This is a genomic window from Xenophilus sp. Marseille-Q4582 (assembly GCF_916700565.1).
Taxonomy (GTDB): Bacteria; Pseudomonadota; Gammaproteobacteria; order Burkholderiales; family Burkholderiaceae_C; genus Xenophilus.
In genome coordinates, this window is the sequence record NZ_CAKAKO010000006.1 from 177,271 (window position 1) to 195,134 (window position 17,864).

The 17,864-nt window shown below is 62.7% G+C and carries 12 protein-coding genes and 3 pseudogenes; 4 read left to right on the top strand and 11 right to left on the bottom strand.

What is annotated here, in order from left to right; all coding sequences use genetic code 11:
• Positions 1-29: 29 nt before the first annotated feature.
• Positions 30-833: pseudogene (locus LG388_RS20955) on the bottom strand (MFS transporter); the annotation flags it as partial.
• A gap of 81 nt (positions 834-914) precedes the next feature.
• Between LG388_RS20955 and LG388_RS20960 the strand changes: the two are divergent.
• Together LG388_RS20960 and LG388_RS20965 are read left to right on the top strand one after the other, a co-directional pair.
• Positions 915-2,003, top strand: coding sequence for an IS5 family transposase (locus tag LG388_RS20960; RefSeq protein ID WP_225784554.1), 1,089 nt, complete (start codon positions 915-917; stop codon positions 2,001-2,003).
• 3 nt (positions 2,004-2,006) lie between these two features.
• A complete protein-coding gene (locus tag LG388_RS20965) occupies positions 2,007-2,195 on the top strand; it encodes a hypothetical protein (protein WP_225784555.1) in 189 nt (62 codons plus the stop codon).
• A 382-nt stretch (positions 2,196-2,577) separates the two neighbouring features.
• Here the strand turns inward: LG388_RS20965 and merA are convergent, their stop codons facing one another.
• Positions 2,578-4,119, bottom strand: a complete 1,542-nt coding sequence (gene merA, locus LG388_RS20970) for a mercury(II) reductase (RefSeq protein ID WP_223656231.1) — start codon at positions 4,117-4,119, stop codon at positions 2,578-2,580.
• A 35-nt stretch (positions 4,120-4,154) separates the two neighbouring features.
• On the opposite strand from merA, the gene LG388_RS20975 reads away from it, so the two are divergent.
• Positions 4,155-4,727: a TetR/AcrR family transcriptional regulator gene (locus LG388_RS20975; protein WP_017638772.1), complete on the top strand. Its 573-nt coding sequence runs from the start codon at positions 4,155-4,157 to the stop codon at positions 4,725-4,727.
• 163 nt (positions 4,728-4,890) lie between these two features.
• Here LG388_RS20975 and LG388_RS20980 read toward each other — a convergent pair whose 3' ends face one another.
• From LG388_RS20980 to LG388_RS20995, 4 genes and pseudogenes are all read right to left on the bottom strand, one after another.
• Complete coding sequence (locus tag LG388_RS20980) at positions 4,891-6,072, bottom strand: MFS transporter (protein ID WP_225784556.1); 1,182 nt, start codon at positions 6,070-6,072, stop codon at positions 4,891-4,893.
• Between the two features lie 91 nt (positions 6,073-6,163).
• Positions 6,164-6,556, bottom strand: a complete 393-nt coding sequence (locus LG388_RS20985) for a MerR family transcriptional regulator (RefSeq protein WP_019396549.1) — start codon at positions 6,554-6,556, stop codon at positions 6,164-6,166.
• A 50-nt stretch (positions 6,557-6,606) separates the two neighbouring features.
• Positions 6,607-8,112, bottom strand: coding sequence for an efflux transporter outer membrane subunit (locus tag LG388_RS20990; protein WP_225784557.1), 1,506 nt, complete (start codon positions 8,110-8,112; stop codon positions 6,607-6,609).
• A 20-nt stretch (positions 8,113-8,132) separates the two neighbouring features.
• Positions 8,133-10,355, bottom strand: a pseudogene (locus tag LG388_RS20995) (efflux RND transporter permease subunit); the annotation flags it as partial.
• Between the two features lie 58 nt (positions 10,356-10,413).
• On the opposite strand from LG388_RS20995, the gene LG388_RS21000 reads away from it, so the two are divergent.
• Complete coding sequence (locus tag LG388_RS21000) at positions 10,414-11,448, top strand: IS630 family transposase (protein WP_225781239.1); 1,035 nt, start codon at positions 10,414-10,416, stop codon at positions 11,446-11,448.
• Between the two features lie 8 nt (positions 11,449-11,456).
• Here the strand turns inward: LG388_RS21000 and LG388_RS21005 are convergent.
• From LG388_RS21005 to LG388_RS21035, 5 genes and pseudogenes are all read right to left on the bottom strand, one after another.
• A pseudogene (locus LG388_RS21005) lies at positions 11,457-12,425 on the bottom strand (efflux RND transporter permease subunit); the annotation flags it as partial.
• On the bottom strand, positions 12,422-13,660 hold the full coding sequence (locus tag LG388_RS21010) for an efflux RND transporter periplasmic adaptor subunit (protein WP_225784558.1): 1,239 nt from the start codon (positions 13,658-13,660) through the stop codon (positions 12,422-12,424). The pseudogene LG388_RS21005 and the gene LG388_RS21010, both read right to left, overlap by 4 nt.
• A 111-nt stretch (positions 13,661-13,771) precedes the next feature.
• A complete protein-coding gene (locus LG388_RS21015) occupies positions 13,772-16,516 on the bottom strand; it encodes a heavy metal translocating P-type ATPase (RefSeq protein WP_082138084.1) in 2,745 nt (914 codons plus the stop codon).
• Between the two features lie 166 nt (positions 16,517-16,682).
• Positions 16,683-17,252: a DUF4148 domain-containing protein gene (locus LG388_RS21030; RefSeq protein ID WP_021204993.1), complete on the bottom strand. Its 570-nt coding sequence runs from the start codon at positions 17,250-17,252 to the stop codon at positions 16,683-16,685.
• Between the two features lie 231 nt (positions 17,253-17,483).
• Entirely contained in the window at positions 17,484-17,861 is a 378-nt protein-coding gene (locus LG388_RS21035; RefSeq protein ID WP_058160189.1) for a helix-turn-helix transcriptional regulator, read from the bottom strand.
• Positions 17,862-17,864: the final 3 nt, after the last annotated feature.

Sequence of the window (17,864 nt, forward strand, 5' to 3'; positions counted from 1 at the left end):
TGCGCGGAGCGCCTCTTGCACCGCTCCGATCAGACCGGAGCTGGCAGCGCCGGCTTTCGCGCGGCCTGCCACAGCAGCGGCACCAGGATCAGCGCCAGGGCCGGGAAGATCATCCAGTTGACCGCCTGCCAGCCCGAGCTGTGCAGGATCGATCCCGCGAGGAACGACACGGCCGCCGTGGCGGCGAAGACGAAGAAATCGTTCATGCCCTGCGCCTTGCTGCGCTCGGCCGGGGTGTGGCAATCGGTGACCATCGCCGTCGCGCCGATGAAGCTGAAGTTCCAGCCGATGCCCAGCAGCGCCAGCGAGCCCCAGAAGTGGGACAGGCCGAGCCCGCCCAGGGCCACCACCCCGGAGGCGGCGAGCAGCACCATGCCGACGGCGGTCACGCGCTCCTTGCCGTAGCGCACCATCAGTCGTCCTGTGAAAAAGCTCGGCCCGAACATCGCCAGCAGGTGCCACTGTATTCCTAGGGCGGCGTTGTCCACCGAATGCCCGTGGTTGACCATCGCCACCGGCGCGGCCGTCATCACGAACGCCATCACCCCATAGGACACCACGCCCGCAGCCACGGCCAGCAGATAGCGCGGCATCGCCAAGAGCTGCAGCACCGTCCGACCGCTATCGGCGACTGCTTCGGCCTGGGTCTGGCTCGGCGTGCGCAGCATCAGCAGGATCGGCAAGGCGATCAGCGGCAGCAGCGCCTGGCTGAGGAAGCTGCCAACGTAGGGCGTGCCCGCTACCGCATCGCGCGTGAAGATCACCAACTGCGGCCCGATGATGGCGCCCGCGAGACCGCCCACCATGACCCAGGAAATGGCCTTGGCCTTAACAGGCCGTTGAAAAATCCCCTGCGAGCGTCCGCGTCGGCCGCTACGATCTGAAGCCATCCCGGAACAACTGCGACAAGAAAGATGAGAGGCAACCAAGACTTCCAGGGGGCGATGTTTAGCTACATCAGCCTTGAAGAAAGAGTGCCAGCGGCACACCCGCTGCGCAAGTTGCGCGCCGTGGTGGATGCGCTGCTGTCGAGCATGAACAGCGAGTTCGAAGCGGTGTACGCCCGCCGTGGCCGCCCCTCGGTGCCGCCGGAGATGCTGCTCAAGGCCTTGCTGCTGCAAATCCTGTTCTCCATCCGCAGCGAACGCCAGCTGGTCGAGGCGGTCAACTACAACCTGCTGTACCGCTGGTTCGTGGGCCTGAACATTGAAGACAAGGTCTGGGACCACTCCACCTTCAGCGCCAACCGCGAACGCCTCTTCAACGAAGACCTGGCGCGCGCCTTCTTCGAGCGCGTCAAGCTCAGCGCCCAGTGGGGCCGGCTTGCCAGCGACGAACACTTCAGCGTGGACGGCACGCTGATTGAGGCCTGGGCCTCGCACAAGAGTTTCAAACGCAAAGACGACGACAGCGGCACGCCACCCGGACGCAACCCCGAGGTGAACTTCAAAGGGCAGGAGCGCTGCAACGACACCCACGCCAGCACCACCGATGCCGATGCCCGGCTGTTCAAGAAGAGCGCGGGCGACAAATCTCGCCTGTGCCACATGGGGCACATCCTCATGGAGAACCGCAACGGGCTGATCGTGGATGTGGAGATCACACATGCCAGTGGCACCGCCGAGCGCGAGGCGGCGCTGGCGCTGCTCAAACGCCGGGGAAACAAGAACAAGCGGGCCACGGTCGGGGCCGACAAAGGTTACGACAGCCAGGCCTTCATCAAGGGCTGCCTAAAGCTCAAAGTCACGCCACACGTGGCGGCCAAGGACAAGCACTCGGCGGTCGATGGCCGCATCCGGCGCCACGAGGGCTACAAGACCAGCCTCAAAGTGCGCAAGCGCATCGAGGAGGCCTTTGGCTGGATCAAGACAGTGGGTGGTCTGGCCAAGACCAAATTGATCGGTCAGGCCAAGCTCGCGGGCCAGGCGCTGCTGTGCTTTGCCACCTACAACCTGGTGCGCATGGGCAGTCTGGGCGGCTGGTGGGACGCGCATCATGCGTGAACCATGGGATACGTGCGCCCGGAACGGGCAAAACGGCCTGCAAACAGGCCGAAATGGCCGCTCCAATCGCTGCGCAGGCCAGTTTGGGCGATCCGTTTCTTCGAAATCCACGACCCTGGCGCGTTCGATGAGCATTTTTTCAACGGCCTGTTAAGCGCGTCCTCGGCGGTGACGGCGGCTGCGAAGCAGTAGCCCACAGCAGGAAATCGAACTATGAAACGAATAACCCCTTTCCTTCTGGTCGCAGTACTCGGGGGCACTGAAGCAGGCCAGCGTGTCTACTCATCGCGCATGAATTGCCTGACAACCTTTCAAATTTAGAGAAGATAAATTGAAGTTCTGACGGGAATTTCTCAGTAAAAGAATCCTATCTTTCTCGTCAACAGACTGAACGGCACCCCCTGAGTTTTTATGCATATATTCAAGATCGGCAAATTCTTTAATGATTCACCACAAAAAAGGCGGGAAGCCCATTGAGCGATCCCGCCATAGCAAAAAACTCAAACATGCTCACATCAGGAAACTTTACCCTGAAACGATCCCTTGAAATTTAAGCGCATAGTAATAATAAGATTTAGCCATTAGCCGAATCTTCCAAAGTTGGCGCACTGCTTGCTACGTTTTTAAGCGACTCCGCCATAGTGAAGTACGGAGACCACTGTTTTGCAAGTTGGTCAACCGTAAGTCCTGCGGAGATAATATAGGTTGCAGCTGCAATAACCTCTCCAGCAGATTCGCCTACCATATGAATACCCAGAATCCTTCCTGTCTCACGCTCGGATATCATCTTGATTATCCCTTTGTCGTGACGACTTACAATAGCACGTAGAACAAAGGAAACCGGAATTTCACGAACATCATAGGCAATTTGGGCCGCCTCAGCCTGCATAGGAGTCATGCCGACAGCAGCCATCTCGGGCGACGTGAAAATGACGCGGGGCAAGGCGGTGTAGTCTAGGGACCGAGGCTCGTTGCCCAGAGCATTGCTCGCGGCCACGGTCCCCTGCGCACTAGCGACATACACTAATTGAGCCATACCAGTGACATCGCCCGCTGCCCAGATGCGAGGATTTGAGGTTCGCAGATGTTCGTCCACAATTATTTCGCCTCGATCGCCCCTGGACACATTGACAGCATCCAAGTTGAGTCCTTCAGTTGCCGGACGGCGCCCCGTCGCTATGAGAATCTTATGGGCGAAAATTTGCTGAGTACGTCCTTCGGCGACGACAGTTGCAAGCACCCCGCTCTCGTGTGGTACGACGTTTGTCAGATTGGCGCCAGTATGGAACATGATGCCCTCCGCTGACAGCGCCTGCTCCAGTGCCGCAGAAATCGCGGGATCCTCGAACGGTGCAATTCGAGGAGCTATCTCGACCACTTCAACCTTGCTGCCCAGTCGAGCGAACAATTGACCTTGCTCCAGACCGATCGCATTGCCGCCGACGACCAGCATGGACTCAGGCACCTGCTCAAGGGACATGGCCGAGCCGGAAGTGAGAAAGTCCACCTCACTGAGGCCAGGAATGGAAGGAATGAATGGCGCTGCCCCACTGGCGATCAGTACCTGCTTGGCGTACACCAGGTTTGTGTTTCCGTCTGAGTCCGCGACGACGAGCGCTACGATATCTGGCTCATCTGACGCTACAAAGGTCGCCTTGCCGCGAAATACCGCAATACCTGCATCCTTGGGTGCTTGTACATGGAAAGACTGCCGGAAGTGCCCGATCATTTGATCTTTATCTCTGACAAGCAAAGACAAGTCGACAGGCCCGGCCGAGGTCGCTATACCTGGGAACTTCCCATGCGCAGCAGACATGCGAGCAGAAGCCGCCGCAAGCAACGTCTTTGAAGGAACGCATCCTACATTGAGACAGGTCCCTCCTGCCAACCCCTGTTCGATCATGGCGACTGTTTTGTCGAGCCTACGTGCTTCGTTCGCTGCGGCTCTAGCCGCCGAACCGGAACCTATCGTGACTAGATCATAGATGACGGAGGGCTGTTGTGCGGAAGCCGCTGTTGTCGTGTTCATAAAAGAAGCCTCAAGGAAATTGCAAAGAAAGAGACAGATCGGTCTCCTTGAGGGATTGTAGACAACCCTGTCTCCTTGTGTCAACATGTCGCGTATGAATCCTCACAACGATGAATAACATCATGGACAAAAAAGAACAGTTAGTCGCAACTGCCTTTAACCTTTTTTATAAGTACGGCATTCATGCTGTTGGCATCAATCGGGTACTTGAAGAGTCCGGCATTGCCAAGAAAACGCTATATAACCATTTCTCCAGCAAGGAAGATCTAATTGCTGCGACCGTCGAATATTGTGATCAGCAGTATTTCTCTTGGCTCGATTTGCGTTTGCACGAAGCGACGCCAGGTAGGGACGCCTTGTATGCCATGCTTGATGCTTTTGACGATCTGTTTCAGGGTCTCGATCAATCCAAGCCACTTTTCTTGGGTTGTTATTTCATTAATGTCAGCGCCGAATTCAGCAATCCGGATCATGATATACATAAGCTTTGCGCCCGAAACAAAGAGGCTATGCTGCGATGGATCACACACCACACTTCACTTGTCATAACGTCCAGAGAATCGATAGTTCAAATCTCTGAAACAATTGCTATGTTGCTTGAAGGGGCGATTATTCAGGCTCACGTTCTTGGAGATCTGCACGCTGCTCGCAAAGCCAAAGCCGTGGTTAAACTGCTTCTTGATAAATCTAACTAACTAACTAACTAACTAAATTCATCTGTCCATACAACTCTTTGACCATCAATAAAGGTGGAACGGCAAAGTAGCTTTCCGAAGTTTCAGCAGTGGAGACAAGTCGTGTAGTGCCGGAACGGGCCACTTATCGGCTTCCAGTCCTCGATCAATGCCCCAAGTCAAGTCAGTTGCAACCGTACCGCCCCTGCCACAGCAGCGGCACCAAGATCAGCGCCAAGGCCGGGAAGATCATCCAGTTGACCGCTTGCCAGCCCGAGCTATGCAGGATCGAGCCCGCGAGGAACGACACGGCCGCCGTGGCGGCGAAGACGAAGAAGTCGTTCATGCCCTGCGCCTTGCTGCGCTCGGCCGGGGTGTGGCAATCGGTGACCACCGCCGTCGCGCCGATGAAGCTGAAGTTCCAGCCGATGCCCAGCAGCGCCAGCGAGCCCCAGAAGTGGGACAGGCCGAGCCCGCCCAGGGCCACCACCCCGGAGGCGGCGAGCAGCACCATGCCCACGGCGGTCACGCGCTCCTTGCCGTAGCGCACCATCAGCCGCCCAGTGAAGAAGCTCGGCCCGAACATCGCCAGCAGGTGCCACTGGATGCCCAGGGCGGCGTTGTCCACCGAATGCCCGTGGTTGACCATCGCCACCGGCGCGGCGGTCATCACGAACGCCATCACCCCATAGGACACCACGCCCGCGGCCACGGCCAGCGCGTAGCGCGGCATCGCCAGGAGCTGCAGCACCGTGCGGCCGCTGTCGGCGGCGGCTTCGGCCGGGGTCTGGCGCGGCGTGCGCAGCATCAGCAAGATCGGCAGGGCGATCAGCGGCAGCAGCGCCTGGCTGAGGAAGCTGCCGACGTAGGGCGTGCCCGCTACCGCGTCGCGCGTGAAGATCACCAACTGCGGCCCGATGATGGCACCCGCGAGACCCCCCACCATCACCCAGGAAATCGCCTTGGCCTTGAGCGCGTCCTCGGCGGTGTCGGCGGCTGCGAAGCGGTAGCTCTGCACATACGCGCCGTAGAAGCCCGCCAGGAAGGTGCCGGCGCAGAAGATCCAGAACGAGGCCAGCATGATGCCCAGCGCGGCGATCAGGCCCGAGGCCACGCCGAAGCCGACCCCGACCACGTATCCGTTGCGGCGGCCATGGCGCCGCATGATGAACGCCGCAGGCAAGGTGCCGATGGCAAGACCCAGGCCGAACAGGCTCACGGGCAAGGTGATCCAGGCCGAGTCCTTGGCAAGCTGCTGGCCGACCAGCCCGCCCAGCGACATCACGATGGGCGCGCTGGCGCCACCGAGCGCCTGCGCGGCGGTGAGAACGCCGATGTTTCGGCGCGTGATGCTCTGGTCGGTCATGGGCGGTCTTTCTTGTTCGTTTGTCTGGCCGGAAATATTACACGCATGAATATATGTTCAGTTATCCGACCATGATTCGGCCATGCGATGCTCATGAACCGCCGCAACCTGGTCGCTCCTCGCAAATCTCCCGAGCGGCAGAAGGAACAGCCTGCCGTTCCAATGCGAGCAGGTGCTCTTTCACCCGGGTCAGTTGCGCCATGCGTTCCTCGACATAGGCGAGATGGTCCCGGACAGCCTGCGTCAGCAGCTCGGGTTCCGGGGACTCGCGATGCGTCCAGCCCAGCAAGTTGCGCATGTCATCCAGGCCGATGCCCGACGCGCGGTAGTTGCGAATCAGGTAAAGCCGCTCGACATGGGCCGGGCCATAGCGCCGGTAGTTGTTGCGGGACCGCTCGGGAGCGGGCAGCAGGCCCTCCCGTTCGTAGAACCTGATGTTCTCAGGGGGCGTGCCGGTCAAGCGCGCGAGTTCACCAATCCTCATCCAGCTCTCCGCGCGCAGCGATGGGGGACGCCACCGCTGCGCGCCGGCCCTCATCCCGGCGACCGGGCGGACTGCTGCGCCGTGGCGCCCGATTGCACCGTGTGCTCAGTCCAGCCGCCGCCCAGCGCCTTGTACAGATGGATGAGGTTGTTCAGCCGCGTCAGGCGCGTGCGCACCAGGGTCTGCTGCGTGCCGTAATGCGTGCGCTGCGCGTCGAGTACAGTGAGGTTGTCGTCCACGCCCTCCTGGAAGCGCTGCTCGGCCAGCTCGTAGGCCTTCTGGCTGGCCGCCACCAGGAGCTGCTCCGCGCGGATCTGCTCATCGAGCGTGCGCTTGCCCGCCAGGCCGTCGGCCACCTCGGCGAAGGCCGCCTGGATGGACTTCTCGTAGTTGGCGATCTCGATGCGCTTCTGTACGTGCGCCACGTCCAGGTTGGCGCGCAGCGCGCCGCCGCGGAAGATGGGCAGCGTGATCTGCGGCAGGAAGCTCCAGGCCCGCGAGCCCGAATCGAACAGGCCGTCCAGCGAAGCGCTGGCCGTGCCCGCCGAGCCCGTAAGGCTGATCGTCGGGAAGAACGCGGCCCGCGCCGCGCCGATGTTGGCGTTGGCGCCGATCAGCATCTGCTCGGCGGCGCGGATGTCCGGCCGGCGCGCGAGCAGTTCGGACGGCAGGCCGCTCGGCAGGCCGGTCGGCACGATGTCGTCCGGCAGCGCCATGGCCTCGTCAAGCTGCCGGGACAGCTCCGGCGTCAGCGGCTGGCCCAACAGCAGCACCAGCGCGTTGCGGTCCTTGGCCGCCTGCCGTGTGTAGGCGGCATGGTTGGCCTCGGCGGTGCGCAACGCGATCTCTGCGCGGCGCAGGTCGAGCTGCGTGGAGTTGCCCGCTTCCACCAGTTGGGTGGTCAGCCCGTAGGAGCGCTTCTGCGTGGCGAGGGTGTCGCTCGTCAGGCGCAGCAGTTCCTGGTCGGCACGCAGCGTGAGGTAGGCGCTGGCCACCTCGGACACCAGGCTCATCTGCGTGGCGATGCGGGTCTCGTCGAGGGCCAGGTAGGACGCCAGCGCCCGGTCGCTGAGGCTGCGGATGCGGCCCCACAGGTCCAGTTCCCAGGCGGCCGTCACCCCGGCCACGTCGTAGCGCCGGAGCACGTCGCTTTGCCCCGTGGTGCTGAGGTCGGCCGGTACGCGCTCTGACGCGCCGCGGGCGGAAACGCCCAGGTTCGGCAGCATCTCGGCACGCTGGATACGGTACAGCGCCTGAGCCGCCTCCACGTTGAGCGCGGCCTTGCGCATGTCGCGGTTGTTCTCCAGTGAAATGCCGATCAACTGCTGCAGCAGCGGGTCGCGGAAGAAGTCCCGCCAGCCGATCTCGGCCATGATCGCGTCGTCGGGCGTCGCGGCCGCCGGTTCCACATAGGCCGCGCCCAAGGGATAAGCCGTGTCGATCGGCGCTGCGGGCCGGTCATACTTCGGTGCCATGGAGCAGCCAGTCAACGCCGCCGCGAGGGCGAGCGGCGCCAGCGTCCTGGCGGGTCGTGTGAATGCGAAAGATGTTTTCATGTCGTATGTCCTCCTGGCCGTCATGCGTGCTGGTCGGTCATGCCGACACGGGCATGGCGCGCTTCGCGGCGCAGCGCCAGCTTGCGCACCACGACGTAGAACACCGGCGTCAGCACCAGGCCGAATACCGTCACGCCCAGCATGCCGGCGAACACCGCGATGCCCATGGCGTGGCGCATCTCGGCGCCCGCACCGCTGGCCAGCACCAGCGGCACCACGCCAGCGATGAAGGCGAACGACGTCATCAGGATCGGGCGCAGCCGCAAGCGCGCGGCTTCGAGCACGGCTGCCAGCGGATCGGCCCCTTCGCTTTCCTTCGCGCGGGCGAACTCCACGATCAGGATCGCGTTCTTGGCGGCCAGGCCGATCAGCACCACGAAACCGATCTGCGTGAAGATGTTGTTGTCCCCCCCAGAGAGCCAGACGCCGGCGATCGCCGAGAGCAGCGCCATGGGTGCAATCAGCAGCACAGCGAACGGCAGCGACCAACTGTTGTACTGGGCCGCCAGGAACAGGAAGGCGAGCAGCACCGCCAGCGCGAAGATATAGATAGCAGTATTGCCAACTCGCTTTTCCTGGAAAGTCAGGTCCGTCCATTCGTAGGTCATACCGTCAGGCAGCGATTCGCTCACGATCTTCTCAATCGCGGCGGTGGCCTGGCCGGATGAGTAGCCCGGCGCTGGCCCGCCGCTGATGTCCGCCGAGGGGAAGCCGTTGTAATGCATCACCCGGTCGGGGCCGGAACTGCGCTCGATGGTCGCGAACGCGCTCAGCGGGATCATGTCGCCCGCTGCATTGCGCACCTTGAGCATGCCTATGTCCTCAGCCTGCATGCGGAACTGCGCATCGGCTTGGGCCATTACCCGGTAGGTGCGACCGAAGCGGTTGAAGTCGTTGACGTAGAGCGAGCCAAGGTTGACCTGCAGGGTGTCGAACACCTCGGTCAGCGACACGCCCTGCGACTTGGCCTTCACCCGGTCGATGTCCACCTGCAACTGCGGCGCATTGGTCTGGAAGCTGGCGAGCATGTTCGCCAGCTCGGGCGCCTGCATGGCCTTGCCCATGATCTGGCCCTGTGCTTGTGCAAGCGCCTCGGGACCCAGGCCCGCCCGGTCCTCGATCTGCAGCTTAAAGCCGCCCATAGAACCCAGGCCCGGCACCGGCGGCGGCGGGAAGATGCCGACGAAGCCGTCCGGGATCTGGCTGAACTTGCCCATGAGCTTGCCCTGGATGGCGAAGGCCGACAGCGACGGGTCCTTGCGCTCATCGAAGGGCTTGAGCATGGCGAACATCAGCGCGGTGTTCGGCTGGTTCACCGGTCCATTGACCGACAGGCCCGGGAAGGCCACCACGCTCTCGACGCCCGGCTCAGCCAGTGCGATCTTGGTCATCTCCTTGACGACCGCCTCGGTGCGATCCAGCGAGGCGCCGGTCGGAAGCTGGGCGATGCCCACGAGGTAGTACTTGTCCTGGGCGGGCACGAAGCCCGCAGGCACCTTGTGGAAGCCCAGCCAGGTCAGGCCCAGGAAGCCGACGTAGAGCAGCAGCACGATGGCGCTGCCGCGCACCGCGCGGCGCACGCCCCCGACGTAGGAATTCGAGGCGCGGTCGAAGAAGCGGTTGAAGCGGCGGAAGAAGCCGCCGAACACGCCGTCGATGATGCGCGTGACGCGATCGGGCTTGGCCGCGCCGTGGTGCGGCTTGAGCAGGATGGCGGCCAGCGCTGGCGACAGCGTAAGCGAGTTGATCGCCGACAGGATGGTCGAGAACGCGATGGTTAGCGCGAACTGGCGATAGAACTCGCCCTGCAGCCCCGACAGGAACGCCGAGGGGATGAAGACCGCTGCCAGCACCGAGGTGATGGCCAGGATCGGGCCAGTCACTTCATCCATCGCCTTGCGCGCCGCGTCCTTGGGTGATTCGCCCAGCGCTATGTGGCGCTCCACGTTCTCCACCACCACGATGGCGTCATCCACCACGATGCCGATGGACAGCACCAGTCCGAACAGCGACAGTGTGTTCAGCGAGAAACCGAACATGTGCATCACCGCGAACGTGCCGACCAGCGAGACCGGCACGGCGATCAGCGGGATGATCGACGCGCGCCAGGATTGCAGGAACAGCACCACCACGATCACCACCAGGAAGATGGCCTCCAGCAGCGTGACGGCGACGGACTGGAGCGAGGCGCGCACGAAGACCGTGGGGTCGTAGGCGATCCTATACTCAATGCCGTCGGGGAACTTATTGATTCGGCCCTTGTGCACTTGAATTTATCTGCACCGCCCCCAACTCGGATTCATGCAAGCAACTGACATGAGATCGTTGAGCCACGAAGCGCGGCATGAGCGCCGGGTTCAGGTCATCCGGCTACGCAAGGCCGGCAACACCTACGACAAGATCGCCGCGCTCACCGGCCTGAGTCGCACAGGCGTCTTCAACATCTGCAAACGCCATGAGGCGCTCGGTGCCAAGGCGCTGCACGACGCCATTGGCGGGCGCAAGCTCGGCGAAAACCGCTTGCTCGACCCCGCCCAGGAGGCCCTGGTGCGCAAGCTCATCGCCGACAAGACGCCCGATCAGCTCAAGATGCCCTACGCGCTGTGGACCCGCGCCGCTGTGGCCCAACTCATCGAACAGCGCTTTGGGCTGCGACTGCAAGTGCGCACCATGGGCAAGTACCTGGCGCGCTGGGGCTTCACGCCGCAAAAGCCGATGAAGAAGGCCTACGAGCAGTCACCGGCGGCGGTCAAGAAGTGGCTCGACGAGGACTACCCCGCCATTGCCGCGCGGGCCAAGGCCGAGGGAGCCGAAATTCACTGGGGCGACGAGAGTGGACTGCGCAGCGACGATGTACGCGGCCGTGGTTTTGCGCCCAAGGGCCAGACGCCGGTGGTGCGGGTCAACAACAAGCGCCACAACCTGTCGGTCATCTCCACCGTGACCAACAAAGGGCAGATGCGCTGGCGCATCTTTGACGGGGCGCTCAACACCACAATCCTGATCGACTTCCTGCGCCGGCTGATCAAGGGACAGACCAAGAAGGTGTTCCTGATCCTGGACAACCTGCGGGTGCATCATGCCAAACCGGTCAAGGCCTGGCTGGCCGAGCATGCCGATGCCATCGAGGTGTTCTACCTACCGAGCTATAGCCCGGAGTTGAACCCGGATGAGATGGCCAATGCGGATATCAAGCAGGCGGTCACGAAGCTGGCACCGGCGCGAACGAAGCTGCAACTGGCCAAAGCCACAGCCAAGCACCTTCGCAGCGTGCAACGCCAGCCCGAGCGCATCCGCAAGTACTTCGAGCACGCCACGGTACGCTATGCGGCTTGAGTCAAGTTCATTGAGGCCGGATCAATAGCTTGAAGTCGGTCCATTGCCGCGCGCACCGCGCTAGACACATCCAGCGCGTTCGCGCCCGGGCTCTGGATGATCTGTATCCCCACCGCCGGCTCGCCATTGAGCAGGCTGCGCAAAGAGTAGGAATCGGCCCCCATCGAGATGCGGGCGACATCCCGCAGGCGAGTTACCTGGCCGTCGGCGCCCGTCTTCACGACGATCTCGCCGAATTGCTCCTCGCTCGACAGTCGGCCCAGAGTGTTGACCGTGACCTGGAACGCCGCCGAGGCATCCGGCTGCTGACCAACCGAACCAGCGGCAACCTGTATGTTCTGCTCGCGGATGGCGGCAACCACGTCGCTCGCGATCAGCCCACGAGCAGCGACCTTGGCGGGTTCGAGCCAGACCCGCATCGAATACTCCCCGGCGCCCCAGACTAGGACATCGCCGACGCCTGGCGTACGAGCCAGCTCATCCTTCACATGAAGTGTGGCGTAGTTGGAGACGTACAGCGGATCATATCGACCTCCAGGCGAAAGCAAATGCACCACCATGAGAACGTCCGGCGACGTTTTCTCGGTGACAACACCGATGCGCTGAACTTCAGGCGGTAGGCGCGGCAACGCCCGCGAGACCCGGTTTTGCACCTGGATCTGCGCAATGTCGGCGTTGATATGCTGCTCGAAGGAGACGGTGAGCACCATTTTCCCGTCGGTGGACATCTGAGACTGCATGTACATCATGCCTTCTACGCCGTTGATCGCCTGCTCCAGCGGTGATGCCACGGTATCGGCGATCACTTGCGGGTTGGCACCGGGATAGCTAGCGGTGACCTGCACCGTGGGAGGCGTGACCTGCGGGTATTCGCTCAGCGGCAGCTGGAAGTAGCTGATCGCGCCCGCGATCAGCATCAGCACCGACAGGACGATGGCGAAGATGGGCCGGTTGATGAAGAAGCGGGGGAAATTCATTTGCGGGCCTCCGCCGAGCCGGCCGCGCCGTCAGCCTTGGCGGGGTCCGCGCCGGCGGCCGGTGCCGCGGGCGGCTGCATGGGCACCATGCGCGGCGTGACCGCCATGCCGGGGCGCACGAGGCCCTTGATGATGATCTTCTCACCGGCCTGCAGGCTGCCGTTGATGACGCGCAGCCCGTCCACCACCGGCCCCAGTTCGATGGGCCGGTACTGGGCCTGGTTGTTCTCGCCCACGACCAGCACGTAGTTGCGCCCTTGGTCGGTGCCCACGGCCTGATCGTCGATCAGGACGGCCTCGCGCGCCGCGCCGGTGGACAGCTTGACCCGGGCGAACATGCCGGGTGCCATGCGCCCATCCGGGTTGGGCACAACGGCGCGCGCGCGGATCGTGCCGGTGCTTCGGTCAATGGTGTTGCCCACGAAGTCGAGCGCGCCCCTGTGCGGGAAACCCTTGTCCGTGGTCAGCCCGACCTGCACGGGCAGCGAGGCCTTGCCGCCGGCGCCCGCAGCGGGCCGCGAGCGGCTGACGACGTTGAGATAGGTGGCCTCATCAATGTCGAAGTACACGTGCAACGGGTCGATGGATACGATCGTGGTCAGCAGCGTGGCCGCGCCGGCGCCGCCACCGCTGACCAAGTTGCCCTCGGTCACGAGCACGCGGTCGACGCGCCCGGCGATGGGCGCAGTGACGCGGGCGTAGGACAGGTCCAGCTGAGCCGCAGCAACGGCGGCCTTAGCCGCCTGCACCTGAGCCTGGCGCGCGTTGCGTGCGGAGGCGGCATCGTCATAGGTCTTGCGCGCGACGGCGCCGGTCGCCACCAGGCGCTCGGCGCGGTCAAAGTCGGCCTGGGCCTGGCTGGCCAGCACCTCGGCCTGACGCAGTTGCGCCACGGCCGTGTCGAGCGCAACCTGGAACGGCCTCGGGTCGATCTGGAACAGCAGTTGGCCCTTGCGCACGAGGCTACCTTCGGGAACGCTCACCGCATCGACGGCGCCGCCGACCCGCGAGCGCAGCTCGACGGTCTTGGGCGCGGCCAGGAAGCCGGTGTACTCGGCCGATGGCGCGACCGTGCGGGTGATGACCTCGGCCACGGGCACCTGCGGCGCCATCGGCGCGCCCGCCGGGGGCGCCGCGGCCTTGCCCTCGTCCTTGGCGTCGCGGGCGGCAATCGCTATGCCCCCGACGGCTGCGATGACGCCTGCCACCACAACGATTCTGATTTTTTTACGCATGGAAGTGCCCCTTTCTTGGATGCAGGACTCCGGCCCTTCCGAAGCGCTCTGCAGAAATTTGTGTGGAGGCTAGGCGTTACAACGAAGGCAAGGTCAAGCCCTCTTGTTGCCTCAGCGGGCAGACGGCACGGGCAAGGTGGTGGGACGCCCGGCGTCGTCGCCGTGGTTGGCCTCCGGCGCGCCCTTGAAGCGCAGCAGGCGCAGTGCGTTCAGCGTGACCAGGGCCGTGGCGCCGGTGTCGGCCAGCACGGCAACCCACAAGCCGGTGATACCCAACACGGTGGTGACCAGGAACAAGCCCTTGAGGCCAATGGCGAATACGACGTTTTGGTGGATGTTGGCCATCGTCGCCCGCGACAGGGCCACCAGGTGGGCCACGTCCGTGACGCGGCTCTTGAGCAGCGCGGCATCGGCGGTTTCCAGCGCCACGTCCGTGCCGCCGCCCATGGCGATACCCACGTCGGCGGTCGCCAAGGCCGGCGCGTCGTTGATGCCGTCGCCGACCATCGCCACCTTGGCATCACGCTTCATCTCGTTGACCAAGCGCAGCTTGTCCTGCGGCAGCAGCTCGGCCTCCCACTCGATGCCCAGCTTGCCGGCGATCGCCTGCGCGGTGCGGCGGTTGTCGCCGGTCAGCATGACCGAGCGCACGCCCATGGCGTTGAGCTGGGCCACGCCTTCGCGCGCGTCGCGGCGGGGCTCGTCGCGCAGGGCCAGCAGGCCCAGAACGTTCTTGCTGGCTTCGTCGAACAGGACCACCACGGTCTTGCCGCCATCCTCCAGCTTGTCGATTTCCCTGCGGTGCGCGGCTGTCAGCGTGGCCGTCTGTTCCGCATGGGCGGGCGATCCGACAGCGAGCGCACTGCCGTTCACGGTGGCGCGCACCGCCTTGCCGGCAATGGCCGATGCGCCCGTGGCCTGGGGAATCGCCACGTCCAGGCTCTTGGCATGGGCGACAATGGCCTTCGCCAAGGGATGGTTTGAGCCGGACTCGACAGCGGCGGCAAGCGCAAGGACCTGTTGATGCTTGAACAGCCCGAAGGGCAGGACCTCGGTGATGCGCGGCTTGCCCTCGGTCAGCGTGCCAGTCTTGTCGAAGGCAATTGCGCGCACGCGGCCGATGGTTTCCAACGCGTTGCCACCCTTGATCAGCAGGCCCCGTCGTGTGGCCACCGCAAGGCCCGAGGCGATGGCCGCCGGTGTGGAGAGCACCAGCGCACATGGGCAGGCAATCAACAGCAGTGCGAGGCCGCGGTACAGCCAGGTACCCCAGTCGCCACCCATGGCAAGTGGCGGAACCACCACGATCAACGCCGCGATGGCCATGACGGCAGGGGTGTAGTAGCGGCTGAACTTTTCGATGAAGCGAGCCGTGGGCGCCTTGGAGGACTGCGCCTGCTCCACCAGTTGGATGATGCGAGAAATGGTGTTGTCCGATGCCGTCTTCTCGACTTGTACTTCGAGCACGCCATCGACGTTGATGGAGCCGGCGAACACGTCGGCACCGATAGCCTTTTGACGCGGTACGGACTCGCCGGTGATAGGCGACTCGTCCAGGCTGCTTTCACCGCGGAGGATCTTGCCGTCCGCAGGCACCCGGTCACCAGGGCGCACCAGCACGCGGTCGCTCACGCGCAGGGAAGCGGCGGGCACTTCGCGCTGCCCGCCCGCGGCATCGAGCAGTACCGCCGTCTTAGGCACCAGGGAGGCCAGCGCCTTGATGCCGGCGCGCGCGCGGCCGGCGGCCACGCTTTCCAGCAGCTCGCCGATCGCGAACAGGAACACCACGGCAGCAGCTTCCTCGGCCTCGCCTATCACGAGCGCGCCCAGCGAGGCGACGACCATCAGCGTTTCGATAGAGAACGGCGAGCCTGACACAGCCAGCGCGAAGGCTTTGCGAGCGAACGGCAGCACGCCCGCGATCACCGCAGCGGCGAAGATCCATTCAGCGTAGCCAGGAACGAACTGCGCGATCGCGTAGGCCGAGCCCATCAGGCCGCCCAGGCCCAGCACGTGCCTGCCTTTCTTCGTCTGCCACCAGCGCTGATGGCGCGCCGTCGATGCTGCTGCTGGGGCCGCGGGTGCTGAGCCATCATGGCGGCGCACGTCGGAGACGCCGAAGCCCAGGCTCTTGATGGTCTTCTCGATGTGGCCGAGCTGCGTGGGGCCGCCAGACGCGAGCGTCAATTCCAGCGTTTCTGCGGTGAAGTTGATGCGGGCATCGGACACGCCATCCATGCGAGCGAGGGCCGTTTCGATCTTGCCGACGCAACTGGCGCAGTCCATGCCCTCGACGCGCATGGACACGTTGGGGGGCGTGCTGGGTGCTCCACGGGAGGCAGAGGCCGGCGCATGGTCATGCCCACTGCAGGCCCCGTGATCGTGACCGTGGTCATGGGCATGGCCGTGACCATGGGCATGCCCATGGTCATGGGCATGGCCGTGACCATGGGCATGCCCATGGTCATCACCGCACGCTTTGCCGTGCGAATGATCGTGCCCGTGGTCGTGGGCATGCCCATGGTCATGGTGGCCGCCGCAGCCGGCGTGGTCATGCGCGTGGGCCGCATGGCGCGGTGCAGGTGCTGCGGACATTTCGGACGCGGGCAGTGCCTGCACGTCGAAGCCCAGGGACCGGATTTTCTTGGCAATGTCGCGTGCAGTATTTCGGCTACTTGTGCTGCGCGTCAACGTCAGCGTCTCATTTGTAAAATTAACCTGTACATTTGATACGCCATCAATTCGACCAAGCGCTGTTTCAATCTTGCCGACGCAACTGGCGCAATCCATACCTTCGACCCGAAAGCCCAGTTGTTCGTCCTGCGCTCCTGTGCCGTCCTTTGTTTCCAAAGACATATCAATCTCCTGGTTCTCTGAGTAATCGCCGTGGCAGGACGCACAAATCAGCGATCGGAATGTTATACAAACAAATGAACACTTGTTTGTATGTTTATTCAAAAAAAAGAAAGAATCTCTTTCTGGCTGAACCATCCGACCGCTGCTTTATGCTGCTGCCATTAAGTCATTTTTTGTTGCGCAGCATCTGGTAGGTTTCAAATGCGGTGCGGTAGGCATCACTATAGGTATCAGGCGTCTGCTCACCAGCCCAGAATCCAGCCATTCCCGCAACCTGCCAATCTGCCAAATCACTCTTTACTTGAGCACGAGTCAATGCCACCGGAGCCTTGTAAGCCGCACCCAGCTTGAGCTGGAGGTAGCTCTCGTAGGCTTGTTGGTAGGCTTGGGTGTGCGAAGCGGTGGTGATTCCGCGCGAGGTGAGCGCGTGCATGCCGGAGATTTTCCACAGTTCCAAATCAGCCATCACTTCAGCACGAGTCTTTCCTGCTGAGGGCGCCTGATACATATCACCTTGGGTCAATTGCAAGTAGCGCTGAAAGGCAGCCTGGTATTGAGGGCTGGACGTATCCGGGCCGCTTTCGCCGCGAGACAACGCTTCCAGCCCAGATTGCCTCCAAGCAGTCAGATTTTCTTGGACCTGTTGCCGTGTCATATCTGCGGCGAACGGTTGAGCGTTTGCTCCAGCAGCAAAAAGTGCGGAAAGCAGAACAGCAAAGCGAATTTTCTTGGACATGGTCAATACTCCTTGACGTTAAAAATAATGGCGTGGTCCTTACGCCTTTCGGATACCCCGTAGACAAATAATAACACACATGAAGATATGTTCAAGTGTTTATTTTTAGAGTGCTTTTTGCTTGTGGGGTCTTCTAGGCATTCAGCAAGGCGCGCCGGTGTCTCTCTAGATTGATAGCCAAAAAAAGCCTACCCCTTGAAGGAGTAGGCCGGCGCGCACTCACATGTTCAGTCAATCGTCGTGTCTGTCCTCCGAAATGTGAACCGCCATGTCCTGGAGTACCTGGCTGACGTGCTGGTCGGCAATGCCGTAGAAGATGTGCTTGGCTTGGCGCTCGCCGCGCACGAGGCGCGCGCCGCGCAACAGGCGCAGGTGATGGCTGACCAAGGACTGCGACAGGTCTAGCGAGCCAGCAATGTCGCCCACTACGACCGATCCGCGCATGCACAGCAACAGGATTTTCAATCGCGATTGGTCGCCCAGCAGGCGGAAGGTCTCTGCCAGAACAGCGACGTCACTTTGCGATAGTGCGAGGACATCAGTGGTCGTGCCGTGGTTAGAGGTCGAACATTGCACAATAGCGGCGCTGGTGGTTTTGCGGGATGTCATGGA

What these genes read in the sequence shown, in the direction of transcription:
- LG388_RS20980 (WP_225784556.1), bottom strand. Translation starts at nt 6,072, where the DNA reads ATGACCGACCAGAGCATCACGCGCCGAAACATCGGCGTTCTCACCGCC.
- LG388_RS21030 (WP_021204993.1), bottom strand. Translation starts at nt 17,252, where the DNA reads ATGTCCAAGAAAATTCGCTTTGCTGTTCTGCTTTCCGCACTTTTTGCT.
- LG388_RS20965 (WP_225784555.1), top strand. Translation starts at nt 2,007, where the DNA reads ATGGGATACGTGCGCCCGGAACGGGCAAAACGGCCTGCAAACAGGCCG.
- LG388_RS20990 (WP_225784557.1), bottom strand. Translation starts at nt 8,112, where the DNA reads ATGAAAACATCTTTCGCATTCACACGACCCGCCAGGACGCTGGCGCCG.
- LG388_RS20960 (WP_225784554.1), top strand. Translation starts at nt 915, where the DNA reads ATGAGAGGCAACCAAGACTTCCAGGGGGCGATGTTTAGCTACATCAGC.
- LG388_RS21000 (WP_225781239.1), top strand. Translation starts at nt 10,414, where the DNA reads ATGCAAGCAACTGACATGAGATCGTTGAGCCACGAAGCGCGGCATGAG.
- merA (WP_223656231.1), bottom strand. Translation starts at nt 4,119, where the DNA reads ATGTTGACACAAGGAGACAGGGTTGTCTACAATCCCTCAAGGAGACCG.
- LG388_RS20985 (WP_019396549.1), bottom strand. Translation starts at nt 6,556, where the DNA reads ATGAGGATTGGTGAACTCGCGCGCTTGACCGGCACGCCCCCTGAGAAC.
- LG388_RS21010 (WP_225784558.1), bottom strand. Translation starts at nt 13,660, where the DNA reads ATGCGTAAAAAAATCAGAATCGTTGTGGTGGCAGGCGTCATCGCAGCC.
- LG388_RS21015 (WP_082138084.1), bottom strand. Translation starts at nt 16,516, where the DNA reads ATGTCTTTGGAAACAAAGGACGGCACAGGAGCGCAGGACGAACAACTG.
- LG388_RS21035 (WP_058160189.1), bottom strand. Translation starts at nt 17,861, where the DNA reads ATGACATCCCGCAAAACCACCAGCGCCGCTATTGTGCAATGTTCGACC.
- LG388_RS20975 (WP_017638772.1), top strand. Translation starts at nt 4,155, where the DNA reads ATGGACAAAAAAGAACAGTTAGTCGCAACTGCCTTTAACCTTTTTTAT.